Origin of the sequence: Nocardia sp. NPDC051981, from assembly GCF_040680715.1 — a bacterium.
In the GTDB taxonomy this organism is placed as follows: domain Bacteria; phylum Actinomycetota; class Actinomycetes; order Mycobacteriales; family Mycobacteriaceae; genus Nocardia.
On record NZ_JBFAXK010000001.1, the window covers coordinates 836,453 to 862,299 of the forward strand.

Sequence of the window (25,847 nt, forward strand, 5' to 3'; positions counted from 1 at the left end):
CGACTTATTCGTCCGGTTGCAGCGCGATACGCCGCCACGGACTGGTGGGGCGCATCCACAGGCGCAGCAATTCCATCCGCCGGTCCACGCCACCGGATTTCAGTTCCGCGAGGTCCTCGCACGCCTGCCAATAGGTCCACCCGGCGAGATAGGCATCGCCGAATTGCCGCCAGTTCCGGTATTTCCGCTGGGCCGGGGGCAGTGCGCGCATGAGGTAATCCCAGGCGACATCGGCGTCGAGGTAGCCCGCGGTGTAGGCCATGCGGGCGACGGCGACCACGCGGGCCAGATCCCAGGCCTGGATGTCGGTGGGCAGCGGGCGCACCAGATGGTCGGTGAGGCCGAGTTTGATGGCCTGCGACCAGATGTCGTAATCGCGGACCAGCGCTTCCGGATTCTCCATGCCACGGAACGAGCCGACCTGCCGCAGGAACGCGCGGTGCCGGTCGGCACGCTCGCCGAAGCGATCCCGTTCAGGGGAGTTGATGGCCGTCATGACGAGTGGATGCACGAGCGCGTAGAGCGGGCCGTGCATACCGTCCAGCAGCTGTTCCATCGAGGCCATGGCCTCGGTGCCGTCGGTGATGCCCCAGGCGCCGGTGAGGGTGTCGATGGCAAGTTCGCGGCGATCACCGAGGGGATGGTCGCGTTCTGGGCCGAGCAGCAGGGCGTCGTGGAAGGCGTCCCAGCGGGAGGAGTAGAAGCCGCCGAGCGAGAGGGCGCGCAGTTCGTCGTCGGAGACCTGCGCACCGGACCAGTGATCGTCCTCGCGCTGGTCCAGCTCCGGGTATGGAAAAGTCGTCAGCGTGGGCACGTCTCGGGCAGCCATACCCCGATTGTTCCCCATCGATCTTGGAGTGGCCCGCTATTCGCCGATCGCGTATGCCACACCGGCCGCGTCGGGTGCGAATAATCGGCAAACCATTCGGTTCGGAATTCCGGCGGCCACTGTGCGACATTCTCGCGGGCGCGGCGCGACACACTCACGCAATTGTCTGAATTTTGCCCTGTCACAGCGGGTAATCGGGCGCTAACCTCTGGGGGCATGAGTGGGAACATCACCCTCCTCCGCGGGCTGAGTCCGGCCGCCACGGAGCAGGAAATCTACGCCGCCGCACAGGAATACGTGCGCAAAGTCGGCGGGGTGTCGGGATTGACGACGGCCACCAAGGCCGCGGTGGACAAGGCGGTGGCCGCCATTGCCGCGGCCACCACGCAATTGCTGGCGGAATTACCGGAGCGCCGGGCCTCCGAAGGCGAGCCGCCCACCCGGCGACGCGCCGGCCGGGACACCGTGGCGGAGGAAGCGAGCTGACGCTCGCGGGCTCACACGCCGTAGACCGCCACGCAGTCGAGCGCGACCTCCAGTCGCGTACCACGCTGGTCGAGAGAGTGACCGAGTAGTTCTTCTATGCGCTGAATCCGGTACCGCACCGTGTTCTTGTGCACGCCGAGCAGTTTCGCGGCCGCGTCCGGGCTGCGGCGGGCTCGCAGGTAGGCATGCAAGGTTTCCCGCAGTCGCGCCGACTGCGCGTCGGGTGCGGCGAGTGCGCCCAGTTCCCTGTCGATGAGCGACCGCATGGCGGTCTCGTCGGATCCCGCCAGATAGGCGATCTCCACCTCCGAGTAGTGCAGCGCCCGCGGCAGGCCCGGGCGGGCGCGCTCGGCGACCTGCCGGGCGGCGACCGCCTCGCGGTGGCCGTCCCGGAAGCCGGCGGCGTGCGCGGCGGGCACACCGATCGCCACCCGCACGGGCGCGTCCACCGACCACACCGGATCGCCGGGCTCGGGCAGCGCCTCGTCCACGCCGATCCACGCCCACAGCGCGGTCGCACCCGAGGGCACGGTGAGCAGGCTGCCGTTGCCGAGCGTGCCCGCGTAGCGGGCGACGATCCGGTCGAGCCGGCCGACGGCCTCGCCGGTGCCGTCCGACGGCAGTGGTGCGGCATCCTCGTCCGTCCACAGCACCAGCGCCAGATGCCGCTGCGCCAGCCGGTATCCGAGTCGGCCCGAGGCGGTTTCGATATCCACCTCGGCGCCGTCCAGCAGGGCGCGCACGGTCTCGGCGCGCTGGGTGAGCGCGGCGCGCAGGCCCTGCTCCCGCTCGGCCATGTAGGTGTCGGTGAGAGCCTCGACCGAGGTGCTGACCCAGCGCGTGGTGCGGTCGAAAAGCCTCAGCAGCACCGATCTTTCGATGTCCTGCGGCAGCTGCCGCTGTTCGAGCACCTCGGTCATGTAGTCGATGACCGCCTCCTGGCCGAGGTGGTAGACGCGCAGCAGCAGCCGCACGTCGTAGCCGCGGCGGGCGACGGTGCGGGCGAAGGCGTGCGCCTCCGGCGGGACCGGGTATTCGAACCGGTCCTGGGTGAGGCCGCTGAGCACGGCGACCGCGTGGGCCCGGCTGCTGGCGGCCAGGTCGCGACGCATATCACGGTCCCGCATCTCCGGGATGCGGGCGATGATGGCGTCGTCGAGGCGGGTGACGACCTGTTCCAGGGTGTCGGCCGGGAGGGTTTCCGCGACGAAATCGGCGATCCAGAGCCGGATCTCCGCCGGGTTCGCGGGCGTCGCCACGGGCACTCCTCCGAGGTTGTACTCAGAGCACAAAACCGACCGGAACAATTGACCCGATTGGCCAAGCATGGGCTCACGAAATTGTGTCACGATCATAGTCCAGTGAGCTGGGGCACAGCTCGCCGTCGCAACGTAGCGCACGTGGGGAGAGGCACATCGTGACCAATACCGAACCCGCCGCGGGCACCGCTCGCAAGACCGGGACTCGCAAGCCGGCCGGGACCGCCGTCAAGGCCACCCCGAAACCGGGAGCCACCCCGAAACCGGAGGCGCCCGCCACCGAACTCGAGGTCCGCAATCCGGCGACCGGCGCACTCGCGGGCACGGTGCCGATCGATTCGGCAGAGACGGTCGCCGACAAGGTCGCCGCCCTGCGCGCGCAACAGCCCGCCTGGGAGGCCCTGGGCCCCGACGGGCGCAAGGAGTGGCTGCTGAAGCTGCAGGACTGGCTGGTGGACAACACCGATCGCCTGGCCGACGTGCTGCAGTCCGAGACCGGCAAGGCGCGGGTGGACTCGCTCATCGACCCGGCGTTCTCGGTCGACCTGACCGGCTACTACGCCCGCCGCGCCGCGAAATTCCTTGCCGACGAACATCCTTCGCCGCACAGCCCGCTGGCCCGGGTCAAGCAGCTGACCACCGTGTTCCGGCCCTACCAGGTGGTCGGTGTCATCACGCCGTGGAACTTCCCGCTGGCCATGCCGGTCATCGATGTGATCCCGGCGCTGGCCGCGGGCGCCGCCGTCATCCTGAAACCTTCCGAGGTGACACCGCTTTCGGCGGTCGAGCTGGCACGCGGCTGGCGCGAGATCGGCGCACCGCCGGTGTTCGAGGTGGTCACCGGCGCGGGCGAGACCGGCGCGGCCGTGGTCGGGAACGCCGACTACATCCAGTTCACCGGTTCCACCGCCACCGGCCGCAAGATCGCGGTGGCCTGCACCGAGCGGATGATCCCGTACAGCCTGGAGCTCGGCGGCAAGGACCCGGCCATCGTGCTGGCCGACGCCGACCTGGATCGCGCCGCGCACGGCATCGCCTTCGGCGGGCTGTTCAACGCCGGGCAGGTGTGCATCTCGGTCGAGCGCGTGTACGTGGAAGCGCCTGTCTACGACGAGTTCCTGGCGAAGCTGACCGCCGCCGTCAAGGAGGTCCGCCAGGGCGTGGACGGCCGCCGACCCCGGTACGACATGGGCGCACTCGCCAACGAGAACCAGGCGCAGATCGTGCAGCGGCACGTCGAGGAGGCCCTCGAGGCGGGTGCGCGCGTCACGACCGGCGGTAAGCGCACCGGCGTCGGCACGCTCTTCGAACCGACCGTGCTCGCCGACGTCGACCACACCATGACCTGCATGACCGAGGAGACCTTCGGGCCCACGCTGCCGGTCATGAAGGTGGCCGACGAGGCGGAAGCCATTCGCCTGGCCAATGATTCGATCTACGGCCTGTCCGCCTCGGTCTGGTCCGGCGACAAGGATCGCGCCGAACGCGTTGCGCGCCAACTGAACGCGGGCGCGGTGAACATCAACGATGTGTTCGCCAACATGTTCAGCTTCGCGCTGCCCATGGGCGGCTGGGGCCTGTCCGGCACCGGCGCGCGCTGGGGCGGTGCCAACGGCGTGCGCAAGTACTGCCGTCAGCAGGCCATCACCAAGCCGATCCTGCCCACGCAAACCAAAGAGCCGCTGTGGTTCCCGTATTCACCGGCCAAGCTGACCATCGCCATGGGCGCCATGCGGGCCGCGGGCACCCGCGGACTGCGGCGGATCAACCTGCCCGCCATCATCAAGACCGTGCGGGGGATGTGATGACCGACTTCGGAACGATCGCCGGCAAGGTCGTGGTGATCACCGGCGGGGCGCGCGGCATCGGCCTGGCCACCGCGACCGCCCTGCAGGCCCTCGGCGCCAGGATCGCCATCGGCGATATCGACGAGACCACCGTCAAGGAGTCCGGCGCCGCACGGGGTTTCGACGTCTACGACCGGCTGGACGTCACCGACCACCAGTCCTTCGACGCCTTCCTCGACGAGGTCGAGCGCCGCCTCGGCCCGATCGACGTGCTCATCAACAATGCCGGGATCATGCCCACCGGCCGCGTGGTGGACGAACCGGATAAGATCACCCGCCGCATTCTCGATATCAATGTGTACGGCGTGATCCTCGGTTCCAAGCTGGCCATCGGGCGCATGCTGCCGCGCGGGCGCGGGCACGTCATCAATATCGCCTCGCTCGCCGGCGAGACCCACATTCCAGGCCTGGCCACCTATAACGCCAGCAAGCACGCGGTGCTGGGCTTCACCGACACCCTGCGCGAGGAGTACCGGGGCACCGGGCTGCGCTTCTCCTCGGTGCTGCCGACGCTCACCAGAACCGAACTGGGATCCGGGGTTACGGGGCCCAAGCTGCTGCGCCCGGCCGAGCCGGAGGAGATCGCCGACGCCATCACCAAGCTGATCGTGGAGCCGCGCTCCAAGGTTCGCATCACGGCGATGGCGGGCATCATCTCGCAGGTGGTGGGTCTGCTGCCGCAGTCGGTGGGCGATGCCATCGGGCGCGCGCTGGGTGCGCAGAGCGCGTTCCTGGACGATGTGGACTCCGACGCGCGCAAGGCCTATGAGAACCGGGTGCGCGAGTAGCTCACCGTAGGGTCGGCGGCATGGGTAGCAGGAGTGCGGTTTTCGCCGGATTGTCGACACTGGATCTCGCCTATGCCGTCGACCGGTATCCCGCCGAGGACACCAAGACCCAGGCCGCCGACCTGTTTCTCGGCGCGGGCGGACCGGCCGCCAATGCGGCGGTGACCTACGCCTTCCTGTCCGGCGCGACACCGGCCCTGGTGACCGCGCTGGGCAAACATCCACTGGCGGAACTGATTCGCGGTGATCTGCAGCGGCATGGGGTCACCGCCGTGGACCTCACGCCCGACGGCGATCAACAGCCGCCGGTGTCCTCGATCATCGTCGCCACCGCGGCGGCCACCCGGACCATCGTGTCGCTGGACGGATCCCGGATCCACCCGGCCCTCGACGAGACCGCGGCCGAGGTGCTCGACCGCGCCACGGTGCTGCTGGTGGACGGCCACTATCCCGAACCCGCGCTACGGCTGGCGACGGCGGCGCGGGCGGCGGGCGTGCCCGTGGTGCTGGATGCCGGCCGCTGGCGTCCGGTGCACGGCGCGCTGCTGCCGGTCGTCGATATCGCCATCTGCTCGAGTGCCTTCACTCCGCCTGGGGTACCGGGCGATTCGGCCGATGAGGTGTTCGACCACCTGCACGCGGCGGGACCGCGGCTGGTCGCGATCACCGGTGGCGGCGGCCCGATCCGATACTCGACACCCGGCGAACGCGGCGAGATCCCCGTTCCCGCGGCGCCGGCGGTGGACACCCTCGGGGCGGGCGACATCCTGCACGGCGCGTTCTGCCATTTCCACGAGCGTGGCGCGGAATTCCCGGTCGCGCTGCGGCGCGCGGCCGCGGTGGCGACGGCCTCCTGCGGTTTCCCCGGCACCCGGGAGTGGATGCGGCACTTCGACATTCGGTCGATTGGATAACGCATTCAGTCGATGCGATAGCCGCGTCCGGCCTTGCGCAGCACCAGATCGGCTCGGGTGCGGGTGGATTCGACGAGGGCGGCATTGCGGAGGTCGCTGTGCGCCACCTTGGTCCGCGCGGCCTCGAGGGTGCGGCCGCCGCGAATGTGACGGCGCAGCAGGCGTTGTTCGATGATCGAGCGCGGCACGTCCAGGTACCAGGACTCGTCGAGCAGCGGGCGCACGGCGGCCCAGGCCGGGTGGGCGCGGTCGTCGAGCAGCAGGTAGTTGCCCTCGGTCACCACGATGGATTGGCGATCGAACACGACGCCGCCGGGGACCGGTTCGTGGATCTCGCGATCGTAGGTGGGCCAGGCCACCGGCGTGCCCGGCGCGGTTTCGCGAATGGTGCGCAGCCGGGCCACATAGCCGTCGATGTCGAAGGTGTCGGGTTCGCCCTTGCGATCGAGGAATCCGGCGGCGCGCAGCTGGGCGTTGGTGAGGTGGAATCCGTCCATGGGCGCGACTTCGGCGATCGAAGCGCCGGCGGCCAGATTCAGTTCGTCGCGAATGCCGCGGGCGAGGGTGGATTTGCCGGCACCGGGCGGGCCCACGATACCGAGCAGAAACCGACCGGAATGCCCGTCGGCGCGGCGGCGAACGCGAGCCGCCAACTCCGCCAACGAGGTTTCGACACTGCCACGTATCGCCACCCCTCCGAGCCTACGGGGAATCAATGCCCGCCTTCGGGAATGGCACGCACCAGCGCATGCAGGTCCTCCTCCAGCAGCCGCGAGAGCCGGTAGGTGACCACGAACGCCAGCACACCGCCGACACTGATCAGCCGCAGCGGCACGATCACCAGCGACAGATCGGCGGTCGACACGAAGGTCACGGTGGCCACCGCCAGCAGCGGCACCGACGCGGCCGCGGCGAGATAGAAATTGCTGCGCCGGGCCAGCGCCGACAGCTGCCGCCGGTCGGCGGGCCCCACCGAACCGCGCGCCAGCAGCTGCGGATACAGCGACCGCACCGCGTACACCATGATCAGGAAGAACGGATAGGCCAGCGCGATGGTCGCGCATACCACCTGCGCGGTGAAGAAGTGCGCGAAGGCATTGCGCGGCAACCGCGCTCCCGTATCGGACAGGGCCAGCGGCCACGCCACCCCGGCGATCAACCACATGGCGAACGGCACCCACACCGCCCGCTCCCCCATCAGCAACGTGTCGGCGCGGGCATGGGCCAGCTGGGCCGGGGTGTACCGGTGCCCGCGGGCCAAGCGGTAGGAGACGGTCAGCGGCCGCCGCGCCAGCCACAACAGCAGCAGCGCCGCCAGCGGGAAGGCGACCAGATTGTTCACCAGCGCCACCTGCTCGAACCGCTGCTGATCCACCAGCGGCAGCTCATTCACGACGAGACTCTGGTTGATCCGGACGTTGTACCAGCTGGCCACGGCATTCGGCAGGCCCACGCACAGCATCGCGATCGGCACCGGCCAGCCGCGCAACCGGGCCCACAGCGTGTGCGGCGGCGGATCCACCAGATCCCGGGCCCGCGGATCGAGGCACAGGTTCAGCTGCCCGGCCAGCTGGCCGCCGGTCTGCCAGCGCCGCGCGGGATCGGGTTGCAGGCATTCCAGCAGCACCCGCCGCAGCGCGGCCGGGGTGTCGGCGGGCAGGGTGTCCAGGGCCGCCGCGGGCACGCCCGCCATCCGCCGGGCCAGCATGGCCCGCACCGCCCCGGCATCGGTCCCGGCGTCGGCATCGTCGAATGGCAGTGCGCCGGTGAGCATTTCCCACAGCACGAGTCCGAGCGAGTAGATGTCGCCGCGGGTGTCCGGCAGCGGCGCGGCCGGATCCAGCTGCGCGGCCAGCACCTCGGGCGACCGATACCGCAGCGCCCCGGCATCATTCGCGCCCGCCCCGAGGAACGCCCCACTCCAGTACACCGGCCCCAGCGCGAAATCCGCTAGCTTGGGCACCCCTTCCGCCGTGAAGAGCACATTGCCGGGCCGGATGTCGCGATGCAGCACCCCCTGCCGCAACCCGTAGTCGAGCGCCTCCGCCAGCCGCCGCCCCACCCACGCCACGGTTTCCGGCCAGCTCAGCCCGGCGATCTCGGCCCGCACCCGGGACCCGGCCGGCCGGATCTCACCCTTGGCCTCCATGGCCGCGTCGATGGCCCGCAGCAGCAGTCCGCCATCGGCGCTGTCGCGCCCGGCCGTCGCGGATTCCTGCCGCAGCCGGGCCAGCACGCCGTCGACGGTGCCGCCGGGCAGATACTGCATGTACAACAGTCGCAACGGTTTTCCGGTGCTGCCGTCGGCAATCAGGCGCTGGTCGAAGACCCGCACGATGTGCTGGTGGTCGAGCTGCGCGACGGTGTCGGTGTCGCTGTCCACGCCGGCCTCCACCCGCACCGCGACCAGCCGCTGCATGGACCGCTGCCGGGCCAGGAACATGCGGCTGTGTTCGCGGCCGCCGAGATCGGTGAGCAGGTCGAAATCGTCGAGGCGGCTGCCGGTTCCGATGCTCTCGGGCAGCACGGGCGGCGGGGGCGGCGGGGTGTCGCCGGTGAAGCGGCGGCGGATCTCGGTGGCCGCCTCCGGGTACTCGGCGGTGAAACTGTCCACATCCACCGGCCGGAAACGGCTGCGAACCAAGTATTCCTCGCAGACCAGGTCGGTGAAGTCCGGGCTGGTCCCCACCTCCGGGAATTCCCTGCGGTATTCCGCGAGCCGCTTCTCCATTCCGGCGCGCCGCCGGCGCTGCCGCATGTCCACCCGCACCAGATCGGTGAGGACCGCGAGGCGCACCTCGTGCCCGTCGGGCAGGTAGCCGGCCAGGGGCGGCGGTTCGTCACGGTCGCCGCGCAGAGTGGATTCCCAGTCGGCAGCGAAGCGGGCGAGAGCTTGCGCTGCGAGTTCGCTCACGATTCGGTACCCGCCCCGTTTCCGGGCACCCGCGACGAGGGGGTCGACGACACCACCCGCTCCAGCGCCGCCAGGTCGGCCTCCAGCGCCCGGAACATGGCATAGATCAGGACGAAGGCCGCGATCCCGCCGACGCTGAGCACCCGCACCGCGACGATCACCTGCGGAATGTCGTCCGGCGGGAGGAAGGTCACGCCCGCCACCGCCAGCAACGGGACCGACGCCGCGACCGCCAGATAGGTGGTGCAGCGGTGGCCCAGGCGGTGCAGCCACACGGCGTCCTCGGCGCTGATGTCCCCGTGCCGCAGGAACATCGGATAGATGCACCGCACCAGATAGAAGGCCACCAGGAAGAACGGATACGCCACGGCGATGGCCCCGCACACCACCAGCGACACCAGGAAGTGCACCATGCCACGGGCCGGTAGGTCGGGAGCCGTCATGCGCAGCACCGTCGGGAAGGTAATGCCCGCGATCACCCACAGCGAGAACACCACCAGGGAGATGCGTTCCCCGGCCAGCAGCACGTCCGCGCGGGCTCTGCGCAGCGTCTCCGGGTCGTATTCGCGGCCCAGGCGCACCCCGCGCGGCACAAAGATCAGGGACCGGCACAGATAGGCGATGACGGCCGTCCCGAGCGGGAAGAACACCAGGTTCACCGTGGTCGTGGTGACCAGGAAGGTGTGCATGGCCGACTCGGACAGGTGGTTGACGATGAAGGCCTGGTTGTGCGCGATGTTGTACATCGACGCCAGCAGGTTCGGCACCACGATGGCCAGTGTGACCAGTGGAATCATCCACGGCCGCAACCGTATTCGCCAGCTGTGCGGCGGCGGGTCGACCAGGTCGCGGGCACGTTCGTCCAGGCACATCTCGAGCTGTTTGGCCAGGACCCCGCCACTGCTCCAGCGCTGTTCGCGGGCGGGCTCCAGGCAGGTGAGCAGGACCCGGCGCAGCGCGGCGGGGCAGTCGGGCGGCACCCGGCCGAGGGCGGCGGCGTCGACGCCGCCGCGCCGCCGCGCCAGCATGGCCTCGAGGGTGGTGCGGTCGCCGTGGTCGCCGGGCCCGGCGGTGGTGTCGTCGAAGGGTTTCGCCCCCGTGAGCAGCTCCCACAGCACCACGCCGAGGGAGAAGATGTCGGCGCGGGTGTCCAGGTCGCCGGCGCTGATGGCGGTGCCGGGATGGCACGCGTCCAGCTGTTCCGGGGACATGTAGGACAGCGAACCGCCGAAGTACGCGACCGGGCCGGCGCTGTCGATATTCCGGCTGAAGCTGATGTTGAAGTCGGCCAGTTTCGGTACCGCCTCGGCGGTGAGCAGCACATTCGCGGGCTTCACGTCCCGGTGCAGGACCCCGTGCCCGTCCGCGTAGTCCAGTGCCTCGGCCAGCCGGCGGCCCAGCCACGCCACGGTTTCCGGCCAGGACAGCCCGGCCAGCTCGGCGCGCACGCTGGAGTCGGTGGGCCGGATCTCGCCCTTCTCCTCCATGGCCGCGTCGACCGCGTCCAGCAGCAGCTGTCCGCTGCGTTGCGCGGGCGGGGTGGCCCGCACCCAGCGCAGCACGCCGAGCAGGGTGCCGCCGGGCAGGAACTGCATGTACAACAGTCGCAGGCGCCGCCCGGATTCGGTGCGCAGGTCCGACATCAGCCGCTGGTCGAAGACGCGCACGATGTAGTCGTGGTCGAGCTGGGCCAGCGTCTGGGGCTCGGTGCCGTGGTCGGCGGAGATCTTCACCGCCACCAGCCGCTGCAGGGAGCGCTGCCGGGCCAGGAAGACCCGGGCGAACGCCCCGGAACCAAGACTGGTCAGCAGGTCGAAATCATCGATGCGCTGCCCGATCTCGATGCGATCGAGCAGTTCCCCGGTCTCGGGCGTGGTGATCCCGCCGGTGGGCTCGGCCGGTGTGCCGACCAGCTGCGAGGGATCCTCGTACCGCGTCACCTCACCCGGTTCGGGTACCCGGGTGGTGTCGCCGCCCACGAGCGGCCCGGTCCGGGCGGTCGGCTCGAGCTGCGTCCGTTCGAGCTGTGTCGGCTCGAGCTCTGTCCGCTCGGAGCGTTCGAGCCCGAAGTCACCGCGCGTGGATTCGTTCAGCCCGGCCCGCCGCGTGCTCTGATCGTCGTCGTCGGCATTCAGCAGTTCCCGCAGCTCGGCCGCCTGATCCGGATATTCGCGCAGGCAGTCGCGCGGATCCACGCGCTCGCCACTGTGCCGGCGGATGACGAACTCCTCGTACACCAGCCCGGCGGGCAGATCCCGGTCCGCGAGTTCGGGGAATTCGGCGCAGTAGTCGCGCAGCCGTTTGGGCGGGGTGACCTGGGTTCCGGCGGGTCGGTGCAGCCAGCGGTGGCGCATGTCCACCCGGATGAGCTCGATCAGCGCACCCCGCCGCAGTGTGGTGGCGTCGGGCAGATAGTCGGTGATCCGGGGCGGGGCCGCAGTGGAGTCCCACGCCGCCGTGAAGGCGGCGATCGCACTCGATTCCGTTTTCGCCGAGTAACCGCCGGAACGGTGGTCGGAACCCGAAGCCATGTCCGCACCCCTCTGGCTCGGCACGGATGTCGTCGATCCGCACTGTCGATCCGAGGATGTCGTGGACTCTGAGATTGGGACAAAGAACCCGCCACACCCCACACCATCATCCCCGACTGCTAGCCGGAATGATAACTTGCGCCTCACGAGCGGATCACCCGATTTCGACACGAGGCGACGGGGGAACACCAGCATGCACGACGAGGGCACGGCGCTAGCGGCTGAAATCGCCACAGCCGGCACCGCCGAGGAGGTAGCGGTGGCACGCACCACGGCGGATTCCGACACCCCATCCGACCGTCCCCCTGTGGACCTGACCACGGCCACCGGCATCGCCGCGGCCGTCCAGAACGGCTCGATCTCCCCCGAGGACGCGGTCGGCGCGGCGCTGGACCGGATTCGCGCCCGCGATCGGAAATTGAACGCTTTCAGTCTCGTTCGCGAGGAAGCGGCCCGCGCCGAGGCCCGCACGGTGGCCGAACGACCGGATCTGGACATGCTGCCGCTGGCCGGCGTGCCGATCGCGGTGAAGAACAATATCGACGTCGCCGGCGAGGTCACCCGGGGCGGTTCGCTGGCCGGTCCCGAAACCCCCGCCACCGGCGACCACCCGGTGGTGCGGCGGCTGCGGGCCGCGGGCGCGGTCGTCGTGGGCCTGACCACGGTGCCCGAATTCGGGCTCTGGGGTGTCACCGACGGCCCGGGCAGCATCACCCGCAGCCCGTGGAACACCCGCTACTCCGCGGGCGGCTCGTCGGGTGGTTCCGGCGCGGCGGTCGGCTCCGGCATGGTCCCGATCGCGCACGGCAATGACGGGCTCGGCTCGGTCCGCATTCCGGCCGCCTGCTGCGGCGTGGTCGGCCTCAAGCCCGGCCGCGGTCTGGTGCCCGCCGAGGTGGGGCTGGACTCGTGGGGCGGGATGACCGAGAACGGGGTCCTCGCAACGACGGTCGCGGATACCGCGCTCATGCTCTCGGTGCTCGCGGACCGCCCCGACCTGGCCGATCTGGAGACGCCCTCGACGCTGCGCATCGGCCTGGCCACCGGGTCTCCGACACCACTCGGCCATATCGACCTGGCCTGGACCGCCGCCGCCGACAAGGCCGCCGCGGCCGCCTCCCGGGCGGGCCACATCATCGGCGTCGCCGAACTCCCGTACCAGGGCTCGACTTTCGCGCTGCTGCTGCGCTGGCTGGGCAATGCCGCCCGCGAGGCCGCGACCGTGCAGCACCCGGATCGCCTGCAGCGCCGCACCCGGGTGCACGTCGCCCTCGGCAGGGCGGCCCTGAAGTCCGGACTGCTGCGCCCGTCGCAGGTCGATCGGGTGGAGACCCGGCTGCTCGACTACTTCGAGCGCTACGACGTGGTCATCACGCCCACCCTGGCGACCCCCGCCCCGCGTGCCCGCCGCTGGCATTCCCGCCCCTGGCTGGCGAATGTCCTTGCGAACACGAAGTTCTCGCCGTTCACGCCGCTGTGGAACCTGGTCGGCTGGCCCGCGCTGTCACTACCCATGGGCCTGCACCCGCGCACGGGCACCCCGGTCGCGGCGCAGATCGCGGGCCCGCCCGGCAGCGAGTCGACCATCCTCCGGCTGGCCGCGCAGATCGAGGCCGCCCACCCCTGGCAGCGCGTCGCTCCCTGAGCACACGCCATCACAGCGCGCCCGGATACAGCACAGCGCCGCGTCACACGGTGACGCGGCGCTGTTCTTCTGTCTCAGTACTGCCGGACGGACCGCGGCAACCTCCGACCCTCTGCCGCCGCCCGTTTCGACCGGTCCTGGCCGGGGCCTACTGGGCCGCGACCGGTTCCTTCTCGGCGAAGCCGCCGTCGAGGACGCGGACGGCGAACTCGAGGATGGTGGGGCGGTCGTCGTCGGCACGCCAGGCCACCGCCAGTTCGCAGGGAGCCAGGCCGGTGACCGGGCGGGCGGTGAGGCCGGGCCAGCGGTACATGGGGACGTTGTTCTCGGCCAGCAGGCACACGCCCAGGCCGAGGCTGACCGCTTCGAGGCGCTCCTCGGCGGTGGCCGCTTCCGCACCGATCTTGGCCTGACGGCCGCCGCGGGCGTCCGCACCGAGCCAGAAGTCCCGTGCCGCACCGGCTTCGGCGGGCATGGCGATGAAGGGCTCGTCGATCAGGTCGGCGAAGTCGATCTGCTCCTGGCCGGCGAGGGCGTGGTTTTCGGGCAGCAGCACCCAGCGCGGTTCGGTGCGCAGCACCTGCCAGCGGTAGCGGCTGGTGTCGGGCACCGGCAGCCACATGAGCGCGAGGTCGGCCTGACGGCCGGCCAGCCCGCTGGACGGGTCGGTCCAGGACGCGGAGTGCAGGGCGAGCCGGTGGCCGCTGGCGCTCTCCAGATCGGTGATCAGGCCGCGGCCGATGGAGGATTGGATGCCGACGCGCAGCACCTCACCGGCCTCTTGCAGGGCGACATTGGTGACTTCCCACAGTTCCAGAATCTTCCGCGCGCCTTCGAGGAGTTCCTTGCCGGCGACGGTCAGGGCCACGCTGCGCTGGTTGCGGTCGAACAGCACGACGTCGAGCTGGCGCTCCAGCTGACGGATCTGTCGTGACAGGGTGGGTTGTGCGATGTGCAGCCGCTGAGCGGCGTTGGTGAAATGCAGTTCCTCAGCGACGGCGACGAAATACCGCAGGTCGCGCAAATGCGGGTCCATAGCCCCTTGCTATCAGAATCGGTCTTGATTTTCCAGCCGTATCTGACCCAAAAGTTTGCAACTGGATCAGAAAACAGCCGTCAGGTTTGTTACAGACAGCATAGGACTCCCCCGAAACATTCTGTTAACCGGACCCGCGAATTCCTGGCCATTCACCGACGCTCGCCCACCCACCCCCTAGCGGACACTTGACCAGCAGTTACACACAAAGCCGCCCCATGCCCGATTCCCGCTCGACCCGAGCGCCGACATCCAGCAACGACCACTCCCCCCGGCCCACGCCCCAAAGCAGCCGATTGAGTGAGTTTCGTCACATCAACGCCGAAAGCCGCTCCCGGTCACCGGTAGCGGCCTTCGTTTCGATCCTCGAGAGTTGTTACTCCCCGCCGTAGACCTTCGGGTCCAGGGTGCCGATGTACGGCAGATCACGGTAGCGCTCGGCGTAGTCCAGGCCGTAGCCCACCACGAACTCGTTCGGGATGTCGAAGCCCACGGCCATCACATCCACCTGGGTGCGCAGCGCGTCGGGCTTGCGCAGCAGCGTCACCACCTCGAGCGAGGCCGGGTTGCGGCTGGACAGGTTGCGCAGCAGCCACGACAGCGTCAGGCCGGAGTCGATGATGTCCTCGACGATCAGCACATTGCGCCCGGCGATGTCCTTGTCCAGGTCCTTCATGATGCGCACCACGCCCGAGGACGACGTGGAGGACCCGTAGGACGAGACGGCCATGAATTCCATCTGCGTCGGCACGGTGAGCTTCTTGGCCAGGTCGGTCATGAAGAAGATGGCGCCCTTGAGCACGCCCACCAGCAGCAGGTCGCCCTCGGGGGCATCGGCGGGATAGCGCTTGGCGACCAGTTCGGCCAGTTCCTCGACCTTGTCGGCGATCTGTTCCTCGCTGATCAGCACCGACGCGATGTCGTCCCCGTACACGTCCGCTGGTTTCCCTTCAGTGATGTCGACCCGAATCCGGGTTCACTCCGAACCGAGTATGAGCCTGCCATGTTCACGCGCGGCAACCAACCTCGTCCCACTGGCCGAACCGCCCACCGCGACCCCGCCCTGCCCCCGCCACCGCGTGACCAGCGCCTCGACCGCCCGTAAATTGCTGTCCGTCAATGATTTTGCGCCACGCTCGAGCAACCATTCGCGAATGGCGCGGCGGCGGACCGCGGGCGCGGCAGTGGCGAGCATCTCGATTCGCAGCCCGTCACCGTCCCGGGCGGCTGCCAGCAACTCTCCGGCGAGCGCGTCCAGCACCTCCCCGTCCTCCCGCAGTTGCGCTGCCGTGCGCGCGAGCGCGGCGGCCACGCCACCACCGAGCACGTCCTCCAGCAGCGGCAGCACCTCGTGTCGCAGGCGTACCCGGGTGAATTCCGGCGCGCTGTTGTGCGGGTCCTCCCAGGGCGTGATCCCCAGATCCGCGCACAGTTCGCGGGCCACGCTCCGCCGCACCCCCAGCAGCGGCCGCCCCCACGGCGCATCGAATTCCGGCATCCCCTGGATGGACCGCGCCCCCGACCCACGCCCGAGCCCGAGCAGTACCGTCTCGGCCTGATCGTCCAGCGTGTGCCCGAGCAACACCGGCAATCCCTGCCGCGCCTGGTCCAGCGCCGCGTACCGGGCCCGCCGCGCCGCCGCTTCCGGACCACCCGGGTACCGGGCCTTGCCCGCGCGGTCGCCGATGTCCTGGTCGTGATCGGCGATGTCGGGGCCCGTCCCGGCACGTTCGACCGTCACGGTCAGTACCCGCGCCGACCGGCAGCCCAGCTTCGACGCCAGCGCGGCCGCCGCCGCGGCCACCTCCGCCGACCCCGTCTGCAGACCGTGATCCACCGTCAAGGCGTCCACCACATCCGCCTCCGCGCAGGCGGCGGCTGTCAGGGCGACCGAATCCGCCCCACCCGAGAGGGCCACGGCGACCACCCCGTCAGGCGCGTACCGTCCCAGCCATTCCCGCACGGCGCGCCGCATCTCCAGCGCGGCAGGCGTCTCGGGCAGCCGGGGCCGATCGTTCACGCCCTGATCGTCGCACGCGGGCCCCGGGGCACGGTGCGGCGGCAACGGCTCAGCCGAGGACGCGGGCGACCCAGCGCTGCGGTTCGCCGATTTCGTCTGTGCGGGGCAGAGTTTCGGGGTCGGTCCAGATGGTGTTGAACCGGGCCATGCCGACGGTGTCGACGACCTCGTCGACGAAGGCCTTGCCGCGCACGTACTGGGCGACCTTGGCGTCCATGCCGAGCAGTGCCCGCAGCAGCCGCTGGATGGGGTTGGCTGGGCGCTTGCGGCGCTGATCGAAGGCGGCGCGGATGCGGGCGACCGAGGGCACCACGGCGGGTCCGACGGCGTCCATGACGTGGTCCGCGTGGCCCTCCAGCAGCGTGCCGAGCATGAGCAGACGGTCGAGGGCGTCGCGCTGCGGTGCGGCCTGGGTGGCGCGCAGCAGCCCGATGACGCCGCCGGCCGGGTCGTCGCCGCCGCGGCGGCGCTCCTTCACGGCGTCGACGAGCCGGGCCAGCATATCGGCGAGGGGTTCGTCGCCCGCCTCGCCGAGCACCTCGACATTGCGGCGCATGTAGCCGGCGATCCAAGGGGCGGAAGAGAATTGGACCCGGTGGGTGACCTCGTGCAGGCACACCCAGAGCCGGAAGTCGCTGGGCAGCACGCCGAGTGCGCGTTCCACCGCCATGATGTTGGGCGCGACCAGCAGCAGCGTGCCGTCGGGCCCGGTGAACGGGTCGTACTGGCCGAGGATGGCCGTCGACAGGAACGCCAGCATGGCTCCGGCCTGCACTCCTGCCGGTTTGCCGACGAGTTTGCCCTTCTCCCCGGGTTCCACGCCGCTGCCGGTGAGCTGGGCCATGGATTCGGCGGCGGCGTGGATCCAGCCGGGCCGGTCCACGATCAGCGCGTCCGGTACCACCGACCCGTCGTCGAGACCGCTGACCTCGCGGACCGGCCCCTCGGCGCGCACCGAGGCGGCGGCGAGTTCGGCGACCGCGTGTTCGGCCGAGTACCGGGATGTCCGCGGCCCGGCGGGCACCAGCGCGGCGCCGGTGCGGGCGGCCACGTTCCAGTCCACTACACCGGTCAGGTTGGTCCGGGTGCGAGCGGGGGCCACAGGGTTTTCGGATCCGGTCATGTTCATCCACCCGTCAGGAGCAGCCACAGTTGCGCAGTGCGTTGGCGACGGCGTCCAGCGCGGGTCGGCTCGCCTCCGGCGGCCGATCGTTCGACATCAAGGCGAACGTCAGGACCCGTCCGTCGCGGTCCAGCACATAACCCACCAACGCACTCGAGACGGACAGAGTTCCGGTCTTGGCCCGGATCCACCCCGCCCCGTCGCGATCCCGGTCGACATAGCGGGCTGCCAGCGAGCCGGTACCGCCCGCCACTGGCAGGAAGTCCAGCAGCGGCGCGAGCGGGGAGCCGTCGGCGCTGGTCGCGGCCGAGTCGGCGGTCGAATTGCCTTGCGGGCCAGCGCTATTGGACAACGCGGCCACGGTCAGCACCCGGTTGAGCAGGCGCGGGGGAATGTGGTCGTCGGTCGAAAGCCCGCTGTTGTCGGCCATTTTCAGGCCGGTCAGATCGAATCCGGCGGCCTGCAACACGGTCGTCATGGCGGTCACCGCGCCGGTGAAGGAGGCTTCCTGCCCGCTCGCCACCGCGACCTCGCGGCCGATGGCCTCGGCGAGCACATTGTCGGAGTGCACCATGGCCTGCAGCATGCGTTCCCGCAGCGGCGCGGACTGCACGGCGGCCAGCTGGTTCGCGCTCGCCGGGGCGGTGCCCAGCTTCACCTTGGCGGGATCGACGCCCAGTTCGGCGGCCAGCTTCCGGCCGGCGTCGAGGGCGGGAGTGGGGGTGCGGGGCGAATATTCGACCAGCGGGTCGAGGCGGCCTCCGTCGATCATGACCGGGTCGAGCGGCGCGATGGAGCCGCCCGCGATATCGGCGTTGTCCCAGCCGGGCGCGAAGTTCGGGCCCGCGTACGCGGAGGTGTCGACCACGATGGAGTCCACCCGCTGCCCGGCGGTCTTGATCTGCGCGACCAGGTCCTGCAGCCGGGGTGCGTCCGGGTAGTAGCCCTTGCCGTCCGGCTGCGCGGTGATGGTCGGGTCGCCGCCGCCGACCAGCACGATCTCGCCGGGAGCCGAGCCGGTCATCACCTTGGTGGTGATCCGGTGATCGTCGGGCAGGGCGAGCAGTCCGGCCGCGGTGGTGAGGATCTTGGCGGTGGAGGACGGGATCATGCCCTTGTCCGGGTCCATGGTCCACAGCACCTTGCCGGTGTCCCCGTCGGAGACCGAGGCGGCGAAGATCCCGAGGTCCGGATTGCCGACCACCGGTCCGAGCGCGGCGGCCAGCCCGTTCGCTGAGGCGGCGGGCGCGGTCACCGGGGCGGGCGCGACCTGCGGAATCGGCTTCACGGGCGCGGGCGGATCGGCGATCGTCAACCCCCCGTGCCGGAATTCCTCCGTCCACGGCTTCAGGATCACCGCCACCGCCCCGGCCGCCGCCACCGCGACGACCAGCACCAACGACACCACGATCCAGGTTCTGCGTCGCCGCTTGGCCTCCAGACCACCGATGTTCTGCTTGTTCCGACCAAACACCTGCCGCTGTCTCCTGTATCCGATTGCGCCGCCTTCGGCGTCGCGGGTTCACGGCCAAGGCGCAGGCCTATGGAGCCGAAGGCTCGGTTCTTCACTCCTCCGCTCAGCCGCTGCGCTCCCTCGCTCCGTCGCTCCAGAACCGAGCCGGGCCGCGAACTGCCCCGCATTCACACACTATCCTCGTTGCGCAGTCGTTCCCTTGAACGAGCTGGCGAGTCGGCAGCCTTACCGCCCACCGAAAAGGAGATGACGTGGAGTTCGACGTCACGATCGAGATCCCCCGGGGTCAGCGCAACAAGTACGAGGTCGATCACGAGACCGGACGCGTTCGGCTGGACCGCTTCCTGTACACGCCGATGATGTACCCGGCCGACTACGGCTACATCGAGAACACCCTCGGCGGCGACGGCGATCCGCTGGATTGCATGGTGCTGCTGCCCGAGTCCGTGTTCCCGGGTGTGCTGGTCGAGGCCCGTCCCGTCGGCGTGCTGATCATGAGCGACGAGGCCGGCATCGACGAGAAGCTCGTGGCGGTGCCTGCCGGCGACAAGCGCTGGGCGCACATCCAGGACGTCGAGGACATTCCGGAGTTCCAGCGCAAGGAGATCGCGCACTTCTTCGAGCACTACAAGGACCTGGAGCCCGGCAAGTGGGTCAAGGTCGAGGGCTGGGAGGGCCGTGCGAAGGCCGAGAAGCTCGTCGACGAGGCCTACGCTCGCCTGAAGGAGCAGGGCGGCCACTGAGCTCCCGCTGACGAGGGGCGGCGCGGATTCCGCGCCGCTCCTTTCGTTTTCCCGGATCCCGCGTCCTACTCGGCAGCGGCCGCGAGCCCGGCGGTCGTGCGCAGCGGGACTTCCTTCCAGAACACCACCAGCACGAACGCCAGCAGGGTGACGGCGGATGTGGTCAGGAAGACCGTCGACAGCGATTCCGCGAATCCCACCTTGAACGGGTGTGCGAGCACGGGATCGAGCTTCTGGATCACCGAACTGTCGTTCAGCACCCCCTGCGCCGCCGAGGTGTCGTGCTTCAGAAGTCCTTGCGACAGCGCCATATCCGCGGGATTCCCGTCGTGCGCCCCGGCCGCGACGGCGTCCTGGAACGTGCGGTCCTTGCCCGCTTCCAGCAGCTGCGCGCGGATATTGGGTCCGAGCCGATCGAACAGGATCGACAGGAACACCGCGGCGCCGAGCGTGCCGCCGATCTGCCGGAAGAAGGTGGCGGCAGCGGTGGAGACGCCCATGTCCTTGGGCGGCAACGCATTCTGCAGCGCCACGATGAGCGGCTGCATGAGATTGCCCAGCCCGAAACCCACACACAGCATGAACAGCACCACGATCCAGAACGCCGTATCGGCCTTCAGGTAGTGCAGCAGGAACAGCCCGATGGTGATCATGGCCGAGCCCAGCAGCGTGTAGACGCGGTAGTGCCCGGTGCGCGAGATCAATTGCCCCGATACCACCGAGCCGATCATCATGCCCAGCACCATGGGTATCATCTGCAGCCCGCCCAGCATCGGGCCGGCACCCCGGTCGGCCTGCAAATACTGTGGCAGCAGCAGGATTCCGCCGAACATGCCCGCGCCCACCACGAACGAGATGACGACGCCGAGCGCGAAGGTGCGATTGGCGAAGATGCGCAGCGGGACGAGCGCGGCCTCTCCCAGCGCGGCTTCCACCAGGATGAAGGCGATCACCCCGAGCGCGCCGATCAGATAGCAGACGATGGATCGCGCACTGCCCCAGCCCCATTCGCGTCCCTGCTGGGCCACGATGAGCAGCGGGCTCATGGCGATGATGAGCGCCAGCGCGCCCCAGTAGTCCACGCGGTCACGGGATTTCTCGCGGGGCGGCAGGCGTAGCACCCGGGTCACCACGACCAGGGTGAACAGGCCGATGGGCACGTTCACCAGGAACACCCAGCGCCAGCCCGCGATCCCGAGAATGCTGTGCTGTCCCGCGAACAGCCCGCCCAGCACCGGCCCGATCACACTCGAGGTACCGAACACGGCCAGGAAATACCCTTGGTACCTGGACCTTTCGCGCGGGCTCACGATGTCGCCCACGATGGTCAGCGCCAGCGACATGAGCCCGCCCGCGCCCAGACCCTGCAGCGCCCGGAAAGCGGCCAGCTCGTACATGGACTGCGCGAAGGTGCACAGCAGCGAGCCGGTCACGAAGATGGTGATCGAGGCGAGGTAGAAGGGCTTGCGCCCGTACATGTCCGAGAGCTTGCCGTACAGCGGCGTGGCCAGGGTGGCGGTGATCAGATACGCGGTGGTCGCCCAGGCCTGCAGTGAATACCCGTTCAGATCGTCGGCGATGGTGCGGATCGCGGTGGACACGATGGTCTGATCGAGCGCCGCGAGCAGGATGCCCAGCAGCAGCCCGCTGAGGATCACCATTATTTCGCGATGAGTGAAGCCGCCCGCACCGGTCGACTCGCTCACCTCGGATGTAGCCATGGCCAAACCTCCGGTCCCCCGCCCAAAACGATAGGCCGGGAACCGGAGGCATGGGGTCCTTTTACGGGGCCGGAACCCCCTGGGGTCATTTCCCCTTGAACTCCGGGGGGCGCTTCTCGAAGACCGCCTGGATGGCCTCGGTGAGGTCCTCCGACGGCAGGAACGCCGAGTTCCAGGTCGACACGTAGCGCAGCCCGTCGGCGATCCTGCCGCGCTTGGGCTGGTCGAGGACGTCCTTGATGCCCTGCACCACCAGCGGCGGGTTGGCGGCGATCTCGCGCGCCATGGCGTGGGCGGCGTCCAGCACGGCCTGCTGGTCGGCGTACACGTCGTTGATCAGGCCGATCTTCTCGGCGCGGGCCGCGTCGATGTCCTTGCCGGTGTAGGCGAGTTCACGCACGTGCCCCTCGCCGATGATGCCCGGCAGCCGATGCAGCGAGCCGATGTCGGCGACGATGGCCACCTTGGCCTCGCGGAGGCTGAACTTGGCGTCGGCGCTGGCCAGGCGGACATCCGCGGCGGCGATGAGGTCCAGTCCGCCGCCGATGCACCAGCCGGAGATCGCCGCGATGACCGGCTTGACGCAGTCGGCGACCGCGGTGACCGAGTCCTGCATGCTGCGCACGTGCTTGAGGAAGTCGGTGCGCGGCCCGGCGAGCGCCCGGTCGGCCAGCAGCGGCCCGAAGAGCGGGCTCATGGCCGGCAGGTCCAGGCCGTAGGAGAAGTGCGTGCCGGATCCGGTGAGCACGATGGCGCGGATGTCCGGGTCGGCGTCGAGTTCGCCGAAGATCAGCGGCAGTTCGCGCCAGAAGTCGGGGCCCATGGCATTGCCCTTGCCGGGACCGGTGAGCGTCACCTGGGCGATGTGGTCCTTGCTTTCGACCTCGAAAGCCTTCCATTCGGTCATCGGTCCAGCGTATCGGGGGTGCCGGGGGCGGGTCGGGCCGGTGTTAATCCTGTGCTAAATCTGCTGCGTCCCAGTGTCTTCGAACCGCCTCCCGGCGCACGATTAGCGGGTCCGCACAACTCGCCCATCCCGTGTGTGAGGTCTGGATGTTGATGCATCACGGAATCGGCCTCGACCGCTTCAATACGCTCCCCCGTCGCCGCGCGATTCATGCCCTGTACGAATGCTGCTGCAATGTCACCTGGGCCCAGAAGATCGCCGACGGCCGCCCGTACCCGGGCCACGCCGCACTCCAGACGGCCGCCGCGGCGGAGCTGCACGCCCTGTCCGCGATCGACCTGGAACGGGTCTTCGATTCCTGTGCGCACCAGTGGGTTTCGCGGCGCACCGTCGAGGAGCTGACCCCGATCGTGCGCGACCGCCTCACCGAGCTGCTGGGCCCGGAGGAGGGCTATCCCGACTACTGATCCCCGGCACATCCACCGCAATCGCTCTACCCTGGTTGCCATGCGCAGGTCCCTGCCACCGGTCGCGTCGAAGGTCTCCGACACCTTGATCGCGCGCGGCCATCACGGGGTGATCATCACCCAGCCCAGTCCCACCCACACCGCGCAGGAAGCCGCCGACGCGCTCGGCGTCACCGTCGGGGCGATCACCAAATCGCTGGTCTTCCTGCTCGACGACGATCCGGTGCTGCTGCTGGTGTCCGGCGCGCACCAGGTGCATCTGAGCCGCACCGGGGAGCGCCTCGAGGGCACGCTCTCCCGGGCGCCCGCGGCCATGGTCCGCGAGGTGACCGGGCAGCCCATCGGAGGTGTCGCCCCGCTCGGGCACCCGACCAATCTGCCGACCTTCGTCGACACGGCGTTGTCGCAGTATCAGGAGTTGTGGGCCGCGGGCGGGCACCCGAACACGCTGTTCCGCACCACCTTCGGGGAATTGGTCCGGATCACCGCGGGCCTGGCCATCGACGTGGACTGAGCACCACCTACCGCCGTGGACCGGGCAATTCCTAACAGGGTGGAATAACCGGGCGCTCGACCACGTAGTTTCGTGACGTGAGCGATTCCCCGACGCCCGGCACCGAGCTACACGTGCCCGACGATCTGAGCGGCATTACCGCGCAGCAGTACCGCGCCGCCATGCGGCACTATCCGGCCGGGGTCACCATCGTCACGTTCGAGTCCGACCAGGGTCCGGTGGGCTTCACCGCCACCTCGTTCGCCTCGCTCTCCGCACAGCCGCCGCTCATCTCGTTCAATATCGCCGAGACCTCCTCCAGCATCGAGGCCATGCTGCGGGCCGAATCGCTGGTGGTGCATTTCCTCGGCGAGCATCAGAAGCATCTGGCCCAGCGGTTCAGCCGGACCGCCGAGGAGCGTTTTACCGACCGGTCCCTGTGGACGACGCTCGGCAGCGGCGAACCCGTCCTGCACGGCACTCCCATCTGGGTCCGCGCGACGGTCCATCAGCTCCTCCCGATCGGCGACCACACCCTGGTCATCGGCCTGGTCACCCAGGTGCACGACAACACCGAGAACTCCCCGGCGGTGGGCCCGCTGGTGTATTACAACGGCGCGTACCACCGCGCCGAGATCGCCGACTGACTCAGGCGCCGACTCAGGCCGCGGCCGAGGCCGCCGTGCCGATGCCCAGCGCCGCCAGAATCGCCGCGCTCGCCTGCTCCAGCCGCACCCGGACAAGCGGCCGTCGCAGCAACTCCACCGCCCGCGCGGCCGCCACCGCCAGCAGGACCATTTCGATTGCCGCGACACTGGATTCGATGGCCCCGAGCGTGAGCGTGTTGAGGAATGTCACCTGGGTCAGGAACTGCGGCAGCACCGCGAGGTAGAACAACCCCACCTTCGGATTGAAGACACACGACAGCAATCCGGCAGCGAACGCCGAGCGCAGCGACGCCGGCGCACCCTGCGCCACCGCGACATCCGCCCCGTCGGCCGCCGCGGCGGGCCCGCGCCGATGCGCCAGCAGCGCCCGAACACCCAGGTACACCAGGTAGATTCCGCCGACCACCTTGAGCGTGCGATACGCGGTCGCCGACTGTTCCAGCAGCGCCGCAACCCCGGCCGCGACCACGGTGGCCCACACGATCCCGCCGAACGCCGAGCCGATTGCCGCCGCGATTCCGGGTCGCGATCCGGCCATCGAAAATCGCAGTACCAGAAAGGTATCCGGCCCCGGCGTGAGCGCGAGCAGCACACACAACCCCACGAAACTCAGTAGCAGCGGAAAGCTCATGCCCTCCATCGCAACCCATCACCGCGGACCGGCGCAAGGGTGAGATCGCTGACCCTGCCCCCGACGAACAGGGTCAACGATGCACCGCGGAGATGACGAAGGCCGCCGCCCCTGTCGATCAACGGGGGTCGGCGACCTTCGGGGTTGCGAGTTTCAGTTCCGCGCGCTGAATTCCGCACCCAGCTCACGGAACAGATCAGTGTTCATCGTGAACGCCAGTCGCGCCTCGTCGAGTACGCGATCGACCTCGGGGCCGTCGAGGGGAAGCTGGTCGAGGGCCTCGCGGTAGTCGCGCTTGAACGCGGCCGGGTTGGCGATGTTCTCGAAGACGTAGAACCGCACGCCGTCGCCCTTCTTGGGCAGGTTCCACAGCTTCTCGGCGGTACCGCGAATGACCTGGCCGCCGGAGAGATCGCCCAGATAGCGGGTGTAGTGGTGGACCACATAGCCGGCCGGCCAGTCGCCCGCGCATTCCTCGATGCGGGCGGCGTAGGCGGCGGTGGCGGGCAGCGCGGTCAGTTCATCGCGCCAGTTCGCGCCGCCGAGGTGGGCCAGGTCGGCCTCCAGCGCGGCCAGCCGCGCCAGTTCCGGCCTGACGAACGGACCCGCGACCGGGTCGGAAGCCAGTGCGGCGGAGTGCTTTTCGAGGGCGGCGTAGACGAACCAGAGCTGGGCGGTGTACCGATAGAAGGCTTCCACCCCGAGCTGCCCGCCGAGCATGTCGCGCATGAACGTGGAGTGTTCCGCCTCGTTGTGCTGCTGCTCGGTCGCGGTGCGAATGAGCGTCGAGAACGGGGTGCTGGTCTCCAGCATGGTCGGGCTCCTCGTGGTCAACTCGGGGGGCACCACTTTGGCTACCCTAACTTCGACTCCGACCATACGCCCCAGCAACGTTCGCGCGATTCGAACTTTGCGGCCCACCCGATCCAACTTTCGGACGATTTTTCCGATACGGTCGTGCCGTTCGTCACACCGACCCGCGGCGCTCCAGCATGTCGTGCGCAGCCTCCCGCAGCGCGACCGTGGCCCGCGTGAAGTAATCGAAGAGCACCTCGGGTTCCTCCGGGCGGTACTCGGCGAACACCTCCGCGATCCGATCGGGCGCGACGTCCGGGCGCCCGGCCTCGAACGCTGCGTGGCGACCCGCAAATCGTGACGGCGGCGCCACGGCCGGGCGGGGTTGACAAGCCCGCGAGCCGTCTGCCAGTCTCTGCAATCAGGTCATGAGTACCAGCGCGAAGCCCCGGCTTGCTGGTCGGCAACCCTCCTCCGCGGTGGGGTGCTCCGGGTGACGACCGGGCCGACGCCCGACCGGGCGCGGCAAGCGCGGACTCTCGATCGATTTCTGTTT

23 protein-coding genes and 1 riboswitch are annotated in these 25,847 nt (G+C 69.5%); of the genes, 9 read left to right on the plus strand and 14 right to left on the minus strand.

Features of this window, described 5'->3' with window-relative positions:
• Positions 1-4: 4 nt before the first annotated feature.
• Positions 5-829, minus strand: a complete 825-nt coding sequence (locus AB0L60_RS03660) for a DUF1266 domain-containing protein (RefSeq protein ID WP_364606539.1) — start codon at positions 827-829, stop codon at positions 5-7.
• Between the two features lie 216 nt (positions 830-1,045).
• On the opposite strand from AB0L60_RS03660, the gene AB0L60_RS03665 reads away from it, so the two are divergent.
• Complete coding sequence (locus tag AB0L60_RS03665; protein WP_364606542.1) at positions 1,046-1,315, plus strand: DUF2277 family protein; 270 nt, start codon at positions 1,046-1,048, stop codon at positions 1,313-1,315.
• An 11-nt stretch (positions 1,316-1,326) separates the two neighbouring features.
• Here AB0L60_RS03665 and AB0L60_RS03670 read toward each other — a convergent pair whose 3' ends face one another.
• The gene (locus AB0L60_RS03670) at positions 1,327-2,574 is read right to left on the minus strand and encodes a helix-turn-helix domain-containing protein (protein ID WP_364606545.1); all 1,248 of its coding nucleotides are present in this window, start codon (positions 2,572-2,574) and stop codon (positions 1,327-1,329) included.
• 158 nt (positions 2,575-2,732) lie between these two features.
• Here AB0L60_RS03670 and AB0L60_RS03675 point away from each other — a divergent pair, with 158 nt between their 5' ends.
• The 3 genes from AB0L60_RS03675 to AB0L60_RS03685 are packed head-to-tail and all read left to right on the plus strand — an operon-like array spanning position 2,733 to position 6,123.
• On the plus strand, positions 2,733-4,379 hold the full coding sequence (locus AB0L60_RS03675; RefSeq protein WP_364606548.1) for an aldehyde dehydrogenase family protein: 1,647 nt from the start codon (positions 2,733-2,735) through the stop codon (positions 4,377-4,379).
• On the plus strand, positions 4,379-5,209 hold the full coding sequence (locus tag AB0L60_RS03680) for an SDR family oxidoreductase (RefSeq protein ID WP_364606556.1): 831 nt from the start codon (positions 4,379-4,381) through the stop codon (positions 5,207-5,209). Before AB0L60_RS03675 ends, AB0L60_RS03680 begins: the two co-directional genes overlap by 1 nt.
• A 20-nt stretch (positions 5,210-5,229) precedes the next feature.
• A complete protein-coding gene (locus tag AB0L60_RS03685; RefSeq protein WP_364606559.1) occupies positions 5,230-6,123 on the plus strand; it encodes a PfkB family carbohydrate kinase in 894 nt (297 codons plus the stop codon).
• Positions 6,124-6,128: 5 nt separating this feature from the next.
• Here the strand turns inward: AB0L60_RS03685 and AB0L60_RS03690 are convergent, their stop codons facing one another.
• Genes AB0L60_RS03690 through AB0L60_RS03700 form a run of 3 tightly spaced genes read right to left on the minus strand, consistent with a single transcriptional unit; the run spans position 6,129 to position 11,568 of the window.
• A complete protein-coding gene (locus AB0L60_RS03690) occupies positions 6,129-6,815 on the minus strand; it encodes a nucleoside/nucleotide kinase family protein (protein ID WP_364606562.1) in 687 nt (228 codons plus the stop codon).
• Positions 6,816-6,835: 20 nt separating this feature from the next.
• Positions 6,836-9,037: a protein kinase gene (locus tag AB0L60_RS03695; protein ID WP_364606565.1), complete on the minus strand. Its 2,202-nt coding sequence runs from the start codon at positions 9,035-9,037 to the stop codon at positions 6,836-6,838.
• Positions 9,034-11,568 (minus strand): serine/threonine-protein kinase, encoded by a 2,535-nt coding sequence (locus AB0L60_RS03700; protein WP_364606568.1) that lies wholly within the window; start codon positions 11,566-11,568, stop codon positions 9,034-9,036. The genes AB0L60_RS03695 and AB0L60_RS03700 overlap by 4 nt, the downstream gene beginning before the upstream one ends.
• Positions 11,569-11,827: 259 nt before the next feature.
• Here AB0L60_RS03700 and AB0L60_RS03705 point away from each other — a divergent pair, with 259 nt between their 5' ends.
• Positions 11,828-13,213 carry an amidase family protein gene (locus AB0L60_RS03705; protein ID WP_364606571.1) on the plus strand — a complete coding sequence of 462 codons (1,386 nt, stop codon included), beginning with the start codon at positions 11,828-11,830 and terminating at the stop codon, positions 13,211-13,213.
• A 148-nt stretch (positions 13,214-13,361) separates the two neighbouring features.
• On the opposite strand, the gene AB0L60_RS03710 is transcribed toward AB0L60_RS03705, so the two are convergent.
• From AB0L60_RS03710 to dacB, 5 genes are all read right to left on the minus strand, one after another.
• Entirely contained in the window at positions 13,362-14,249 is an 888-nt protein-coding gene (locus AB0L60_RS03710; protein ID WP_354831474.1) for a LysR family transcriptional regulator, read from the minus strand.
• A 376-nt stretch (positions 14,250-14,625) separates the two neighbouring features.
• Positions 14,626-15,183, minus strand: coding sequence for a hypoxanthine phosphoribosyltransferase (gene hpt, locus AB0L60_RS03715; protein ID WP_354831477.1), 558 nt, complete (start codon positions 15,181-15,183; stop codon positions 14,626-14,628).
• Positions 15,184-15,225: 42 nt separating this feature from the next.
• Positions 15,226-16,224 carry a tRNA lysidine(34) synthetase TilS gene (tilS, locus tag AB0L60_RS03720; protein WP_364606791.1) on the minus strand — a complete coding sequence of 333 codons (999 nt, stop codon included), beginning with the start codon at positions 16,222-16,224 and terminating at the stop codon, positions 15,226-15,228.
• Between the two features lie 94 nt (positions 16,225-16,318).
• Positions 16,319-17,392, minus strand: coding sequence for a zinc-dependent metalloprotease (locus tag AB0L60_RS03725; protein WP_364606576.1), 1,074 nt, complete (start codon positions 17,390-17,392; stop codon positions 16,319-16,321).
• A 13-nt stretch (positions 17,393-17,405) separates the two neighbouring features.
• A complete protein-coding gene (gene dacB / locus AB0L60_RS03730) occupies positions 17,406-18,866 on the minus strand; it encodes a D-alanyl-D-alanine carboxypeptidase/D-alanyl-D-alanine-endopeptidase (protein WP_364606579.1) in 1,461 nt (486 codons plus the stop codon).
• 251 nt (positions 18,867-19,117) lie between these two features.
• Here dacB and ppa point away from each other — a divergent pair, with 251 nt between their 5' ends.
• Positions 19,118-19,609: an inorganic diphosphatase gene (gene ppa / locus AB0L60_RS03735; protein WP_354831485.1), complete on the plus strand. Its 492-nt coding sequence runs from the start codon at positions 19,118-19,120 to the stop codon at positions 19,607-19,609.
• A 65-nt stretch (positions 19,610-19,674) separates the two neighbouring features.
• Here the strand turns inward: ppa and AB0L60_RS03740 are convergent, their stop codons facing one another.
• Both AB0L60_RS03740 and AB0L60_RS03745 read right to left on the minus strand, forming a co-directional pair.
• On the minus strand, positions 19,675-21,330 hold the full coding sequence (locus tag AB0L60_RS03740) for an MDR family MFS transporter (protein WP_364606583.1): 1,656 nt from the start codon (positions 21,328-21,330) through the stop codon (positions 19,675-19,677).
• Between the two features lie 85 nt (positions 21,331-21,415).
• Complete coding sequence (locus tag AB0L60_RS03745) at positions 21,416-22,237, minus strand: crotonase/enoyl-CoA hydratase family protein (protein WP_364606586.1); 822 nt, start codon at positions 22,235-22,237, stop codon at positions 21,416-21,418.
• Between the two features lie 146 nt (positions 22,238-22,383).
• Between AB0L60_RS03745 and AB0L60_RS03750 the strand changes: the two genes are divergently transcribed.
• The 3 genes from AB0L60_RS03750 (at position 22,384) to AB0L60_RS03760 (ending at position 23,844) form a co-directional block, all read left to right on the plus strand.
• Positions 22,384-22,704 carry a 2-oxo-4-hydroxy-4-carboxy-5-ureidoimidazoline decarboxylase gene (locus AB0L60_RS03750; RefSeq protein ID WP_364606589.1) on the plus strand — a complete coding sequence of 107 codons (321 nt, stop codon included), beginning with the start codon at positions 22,384-22,386 and terminating at the stop codon, positions 22,702-22,704.
• 40 nt (positions 22,705-22,744) lie between these two features.
• Positions 22,745-23,218: a YbaK/EbsC family protein gene (locus AB0L60_RS03755; protein WP_354831494.1), complete on the plus strand. Its 474-nt coding sequence runs from the start codon at positions 22,745-22,747 to the stop codon at positions 23,216-23,218.
• A gap of 77 nt (positions 23,219-23,295) precedes the next feature.
• Complete coding sequence (locus AB0L60_RS03760) at positions 23,296-23,844, plus strand: flavin reductase family protein (protein ID WP_364606593.1); 549 nt, start codon at positions 23,296-23,298, stop codon at positions 23,842-23,844.
• Between the two features lie 13 nt (positions 23,845-23,857).
• On the opposite strand, the gene AB0L60_RS03765 is transcribed toward AB0L60_RS03760, so the two are convergent.
• Positions 23,858-24,496: a LysE family translocator gene (locus tag AB0L60_RS03765; protein ID WP_364606596.1), complete on the minus strand. Its 639-nt coding sequence runs from the start codon at positions 24,494-24,496 to the stop codon at positions 23,858-23,860.
• Between the two features lie 153 nt (positions 24,497-24,649).
• Positions 24,650-25,309: a biliverdin-producing heme oxygenase gene (locus tag AB0L60_RS03770; protein WP_364606599.1), complete on the minus strand. Its 660-nt coding sequence runs from the start codon at positions 25,307-25,309 to the stop codon at positions 24,650-24,652.
• Positions 25,310-25,715: 406 nt separating this feature from the next.
• Positions 25,716-25,829, plus strand: a riboswitch (SAM riboswitch).
• Positions 25,830-25,847 lie beyond the last annotated feature (18 nt).

Bases quoted from the DNA above. Each gene is read 5' to 3' on its own strand.
- AB0L60_RS03660 (WP_364606539.1), bottom strand. From the start codon at position 829: ATGGCTGCCCGAGACGTGCCCACGCTGACGACTTTTCCATACCCGGAG.
- AB0L60_RS03665 (WP_364606542.1), top strand. From the start codon at position 1,046: ATGAGTGGGAACATCACCCTCCTCCGCGGGCTGAGTCCGGCCGCCACG.
- AB0L60_RS03680 (WP_364606556.1), top strand. From the start codon at position 4,379: ATGACCGACTTCGGAACGATCGCCGGCAAGGTCGTGGTGATCACCGGC.
- AB0L60_RS03685 (WP_364606559.1), top strand. From the start codon at position 5,230: ATGGGTAGCAGGAGTGCGGTTTTCGCCGGATTGTCGACACTGGATCTC.
- AB0L60_RS03700 (WP_364606568.1), bottom strand. From the start codon at position 11,568: ATGGCTTCGGGTTCCGACCACCGTTCCGGCGGTTACTCGGCGAAAACG.
- AB0L60_RS03710 (WP_354831474.1), bottom strand. From the start codon at position 14,249: ATGGACCCGCATTTGCGCGACCTGCGGTATTTCGTCGCCGTCGCTGAG.
- tilS (WP_364606791.1), bottom strand. From the start codon at position 16,224: ATGCGGCGCGCCGTGCGGGAATGGCTGGGACGGTACGCGCCTGACGGG.
- AB0L60_RS03725 (WP_364606576.1), bottom strand. From the start codon at position 17,392: ATGACCGGATCCGAAAACCCTGTGGCCCCCGCTCGCACCCGGACCAAC.
- AB0L60_RS03740 (WP_364606583.1), bottom strand. From the start codon at position 21,330: ATGGCTACATCCGAGGTGAGCGAGTCGACCGGTGCGGGCGGCTTCACT.
- AB0L60_RS03745 (WP_364606586.1), bottom strand. From the start codon at position 22,237: ATGACCGAATGGAAGGCTTTCGAGGTCGAAAGCAAGGACCACATCGCC.
- AB0L60_RS03750 (WP_364606589.1), top strand. From the start codon at position 22,384: ATGTTGATGCATCACGGAATCGGCCTCGACCGCTTCAATACGCTCCCC.
- AB0L60_RS03755 (WP_354831494.1), top strand. From the start codon at position 22,745: ATGCGCAGGTCCCTGCCACCGGTCGCGTCGAAGGTCTCCGACACCTTG.
- AB0L60_RS03765 (WP_364606596.1), bottom strand. From the start codon at position 24,496: ATGAGCTTTCCGCTGCTACTGAGTTTCGTGGGGTTGTGTGTGCTGCTC.
- AB0L60_RS03770 (WP_364606599.1), bottom strand. From the start codon at position 25,309: ATGCTGGAGACCAGCACCCCGTTCTCGACGCTCATTCGCACCGCGACC.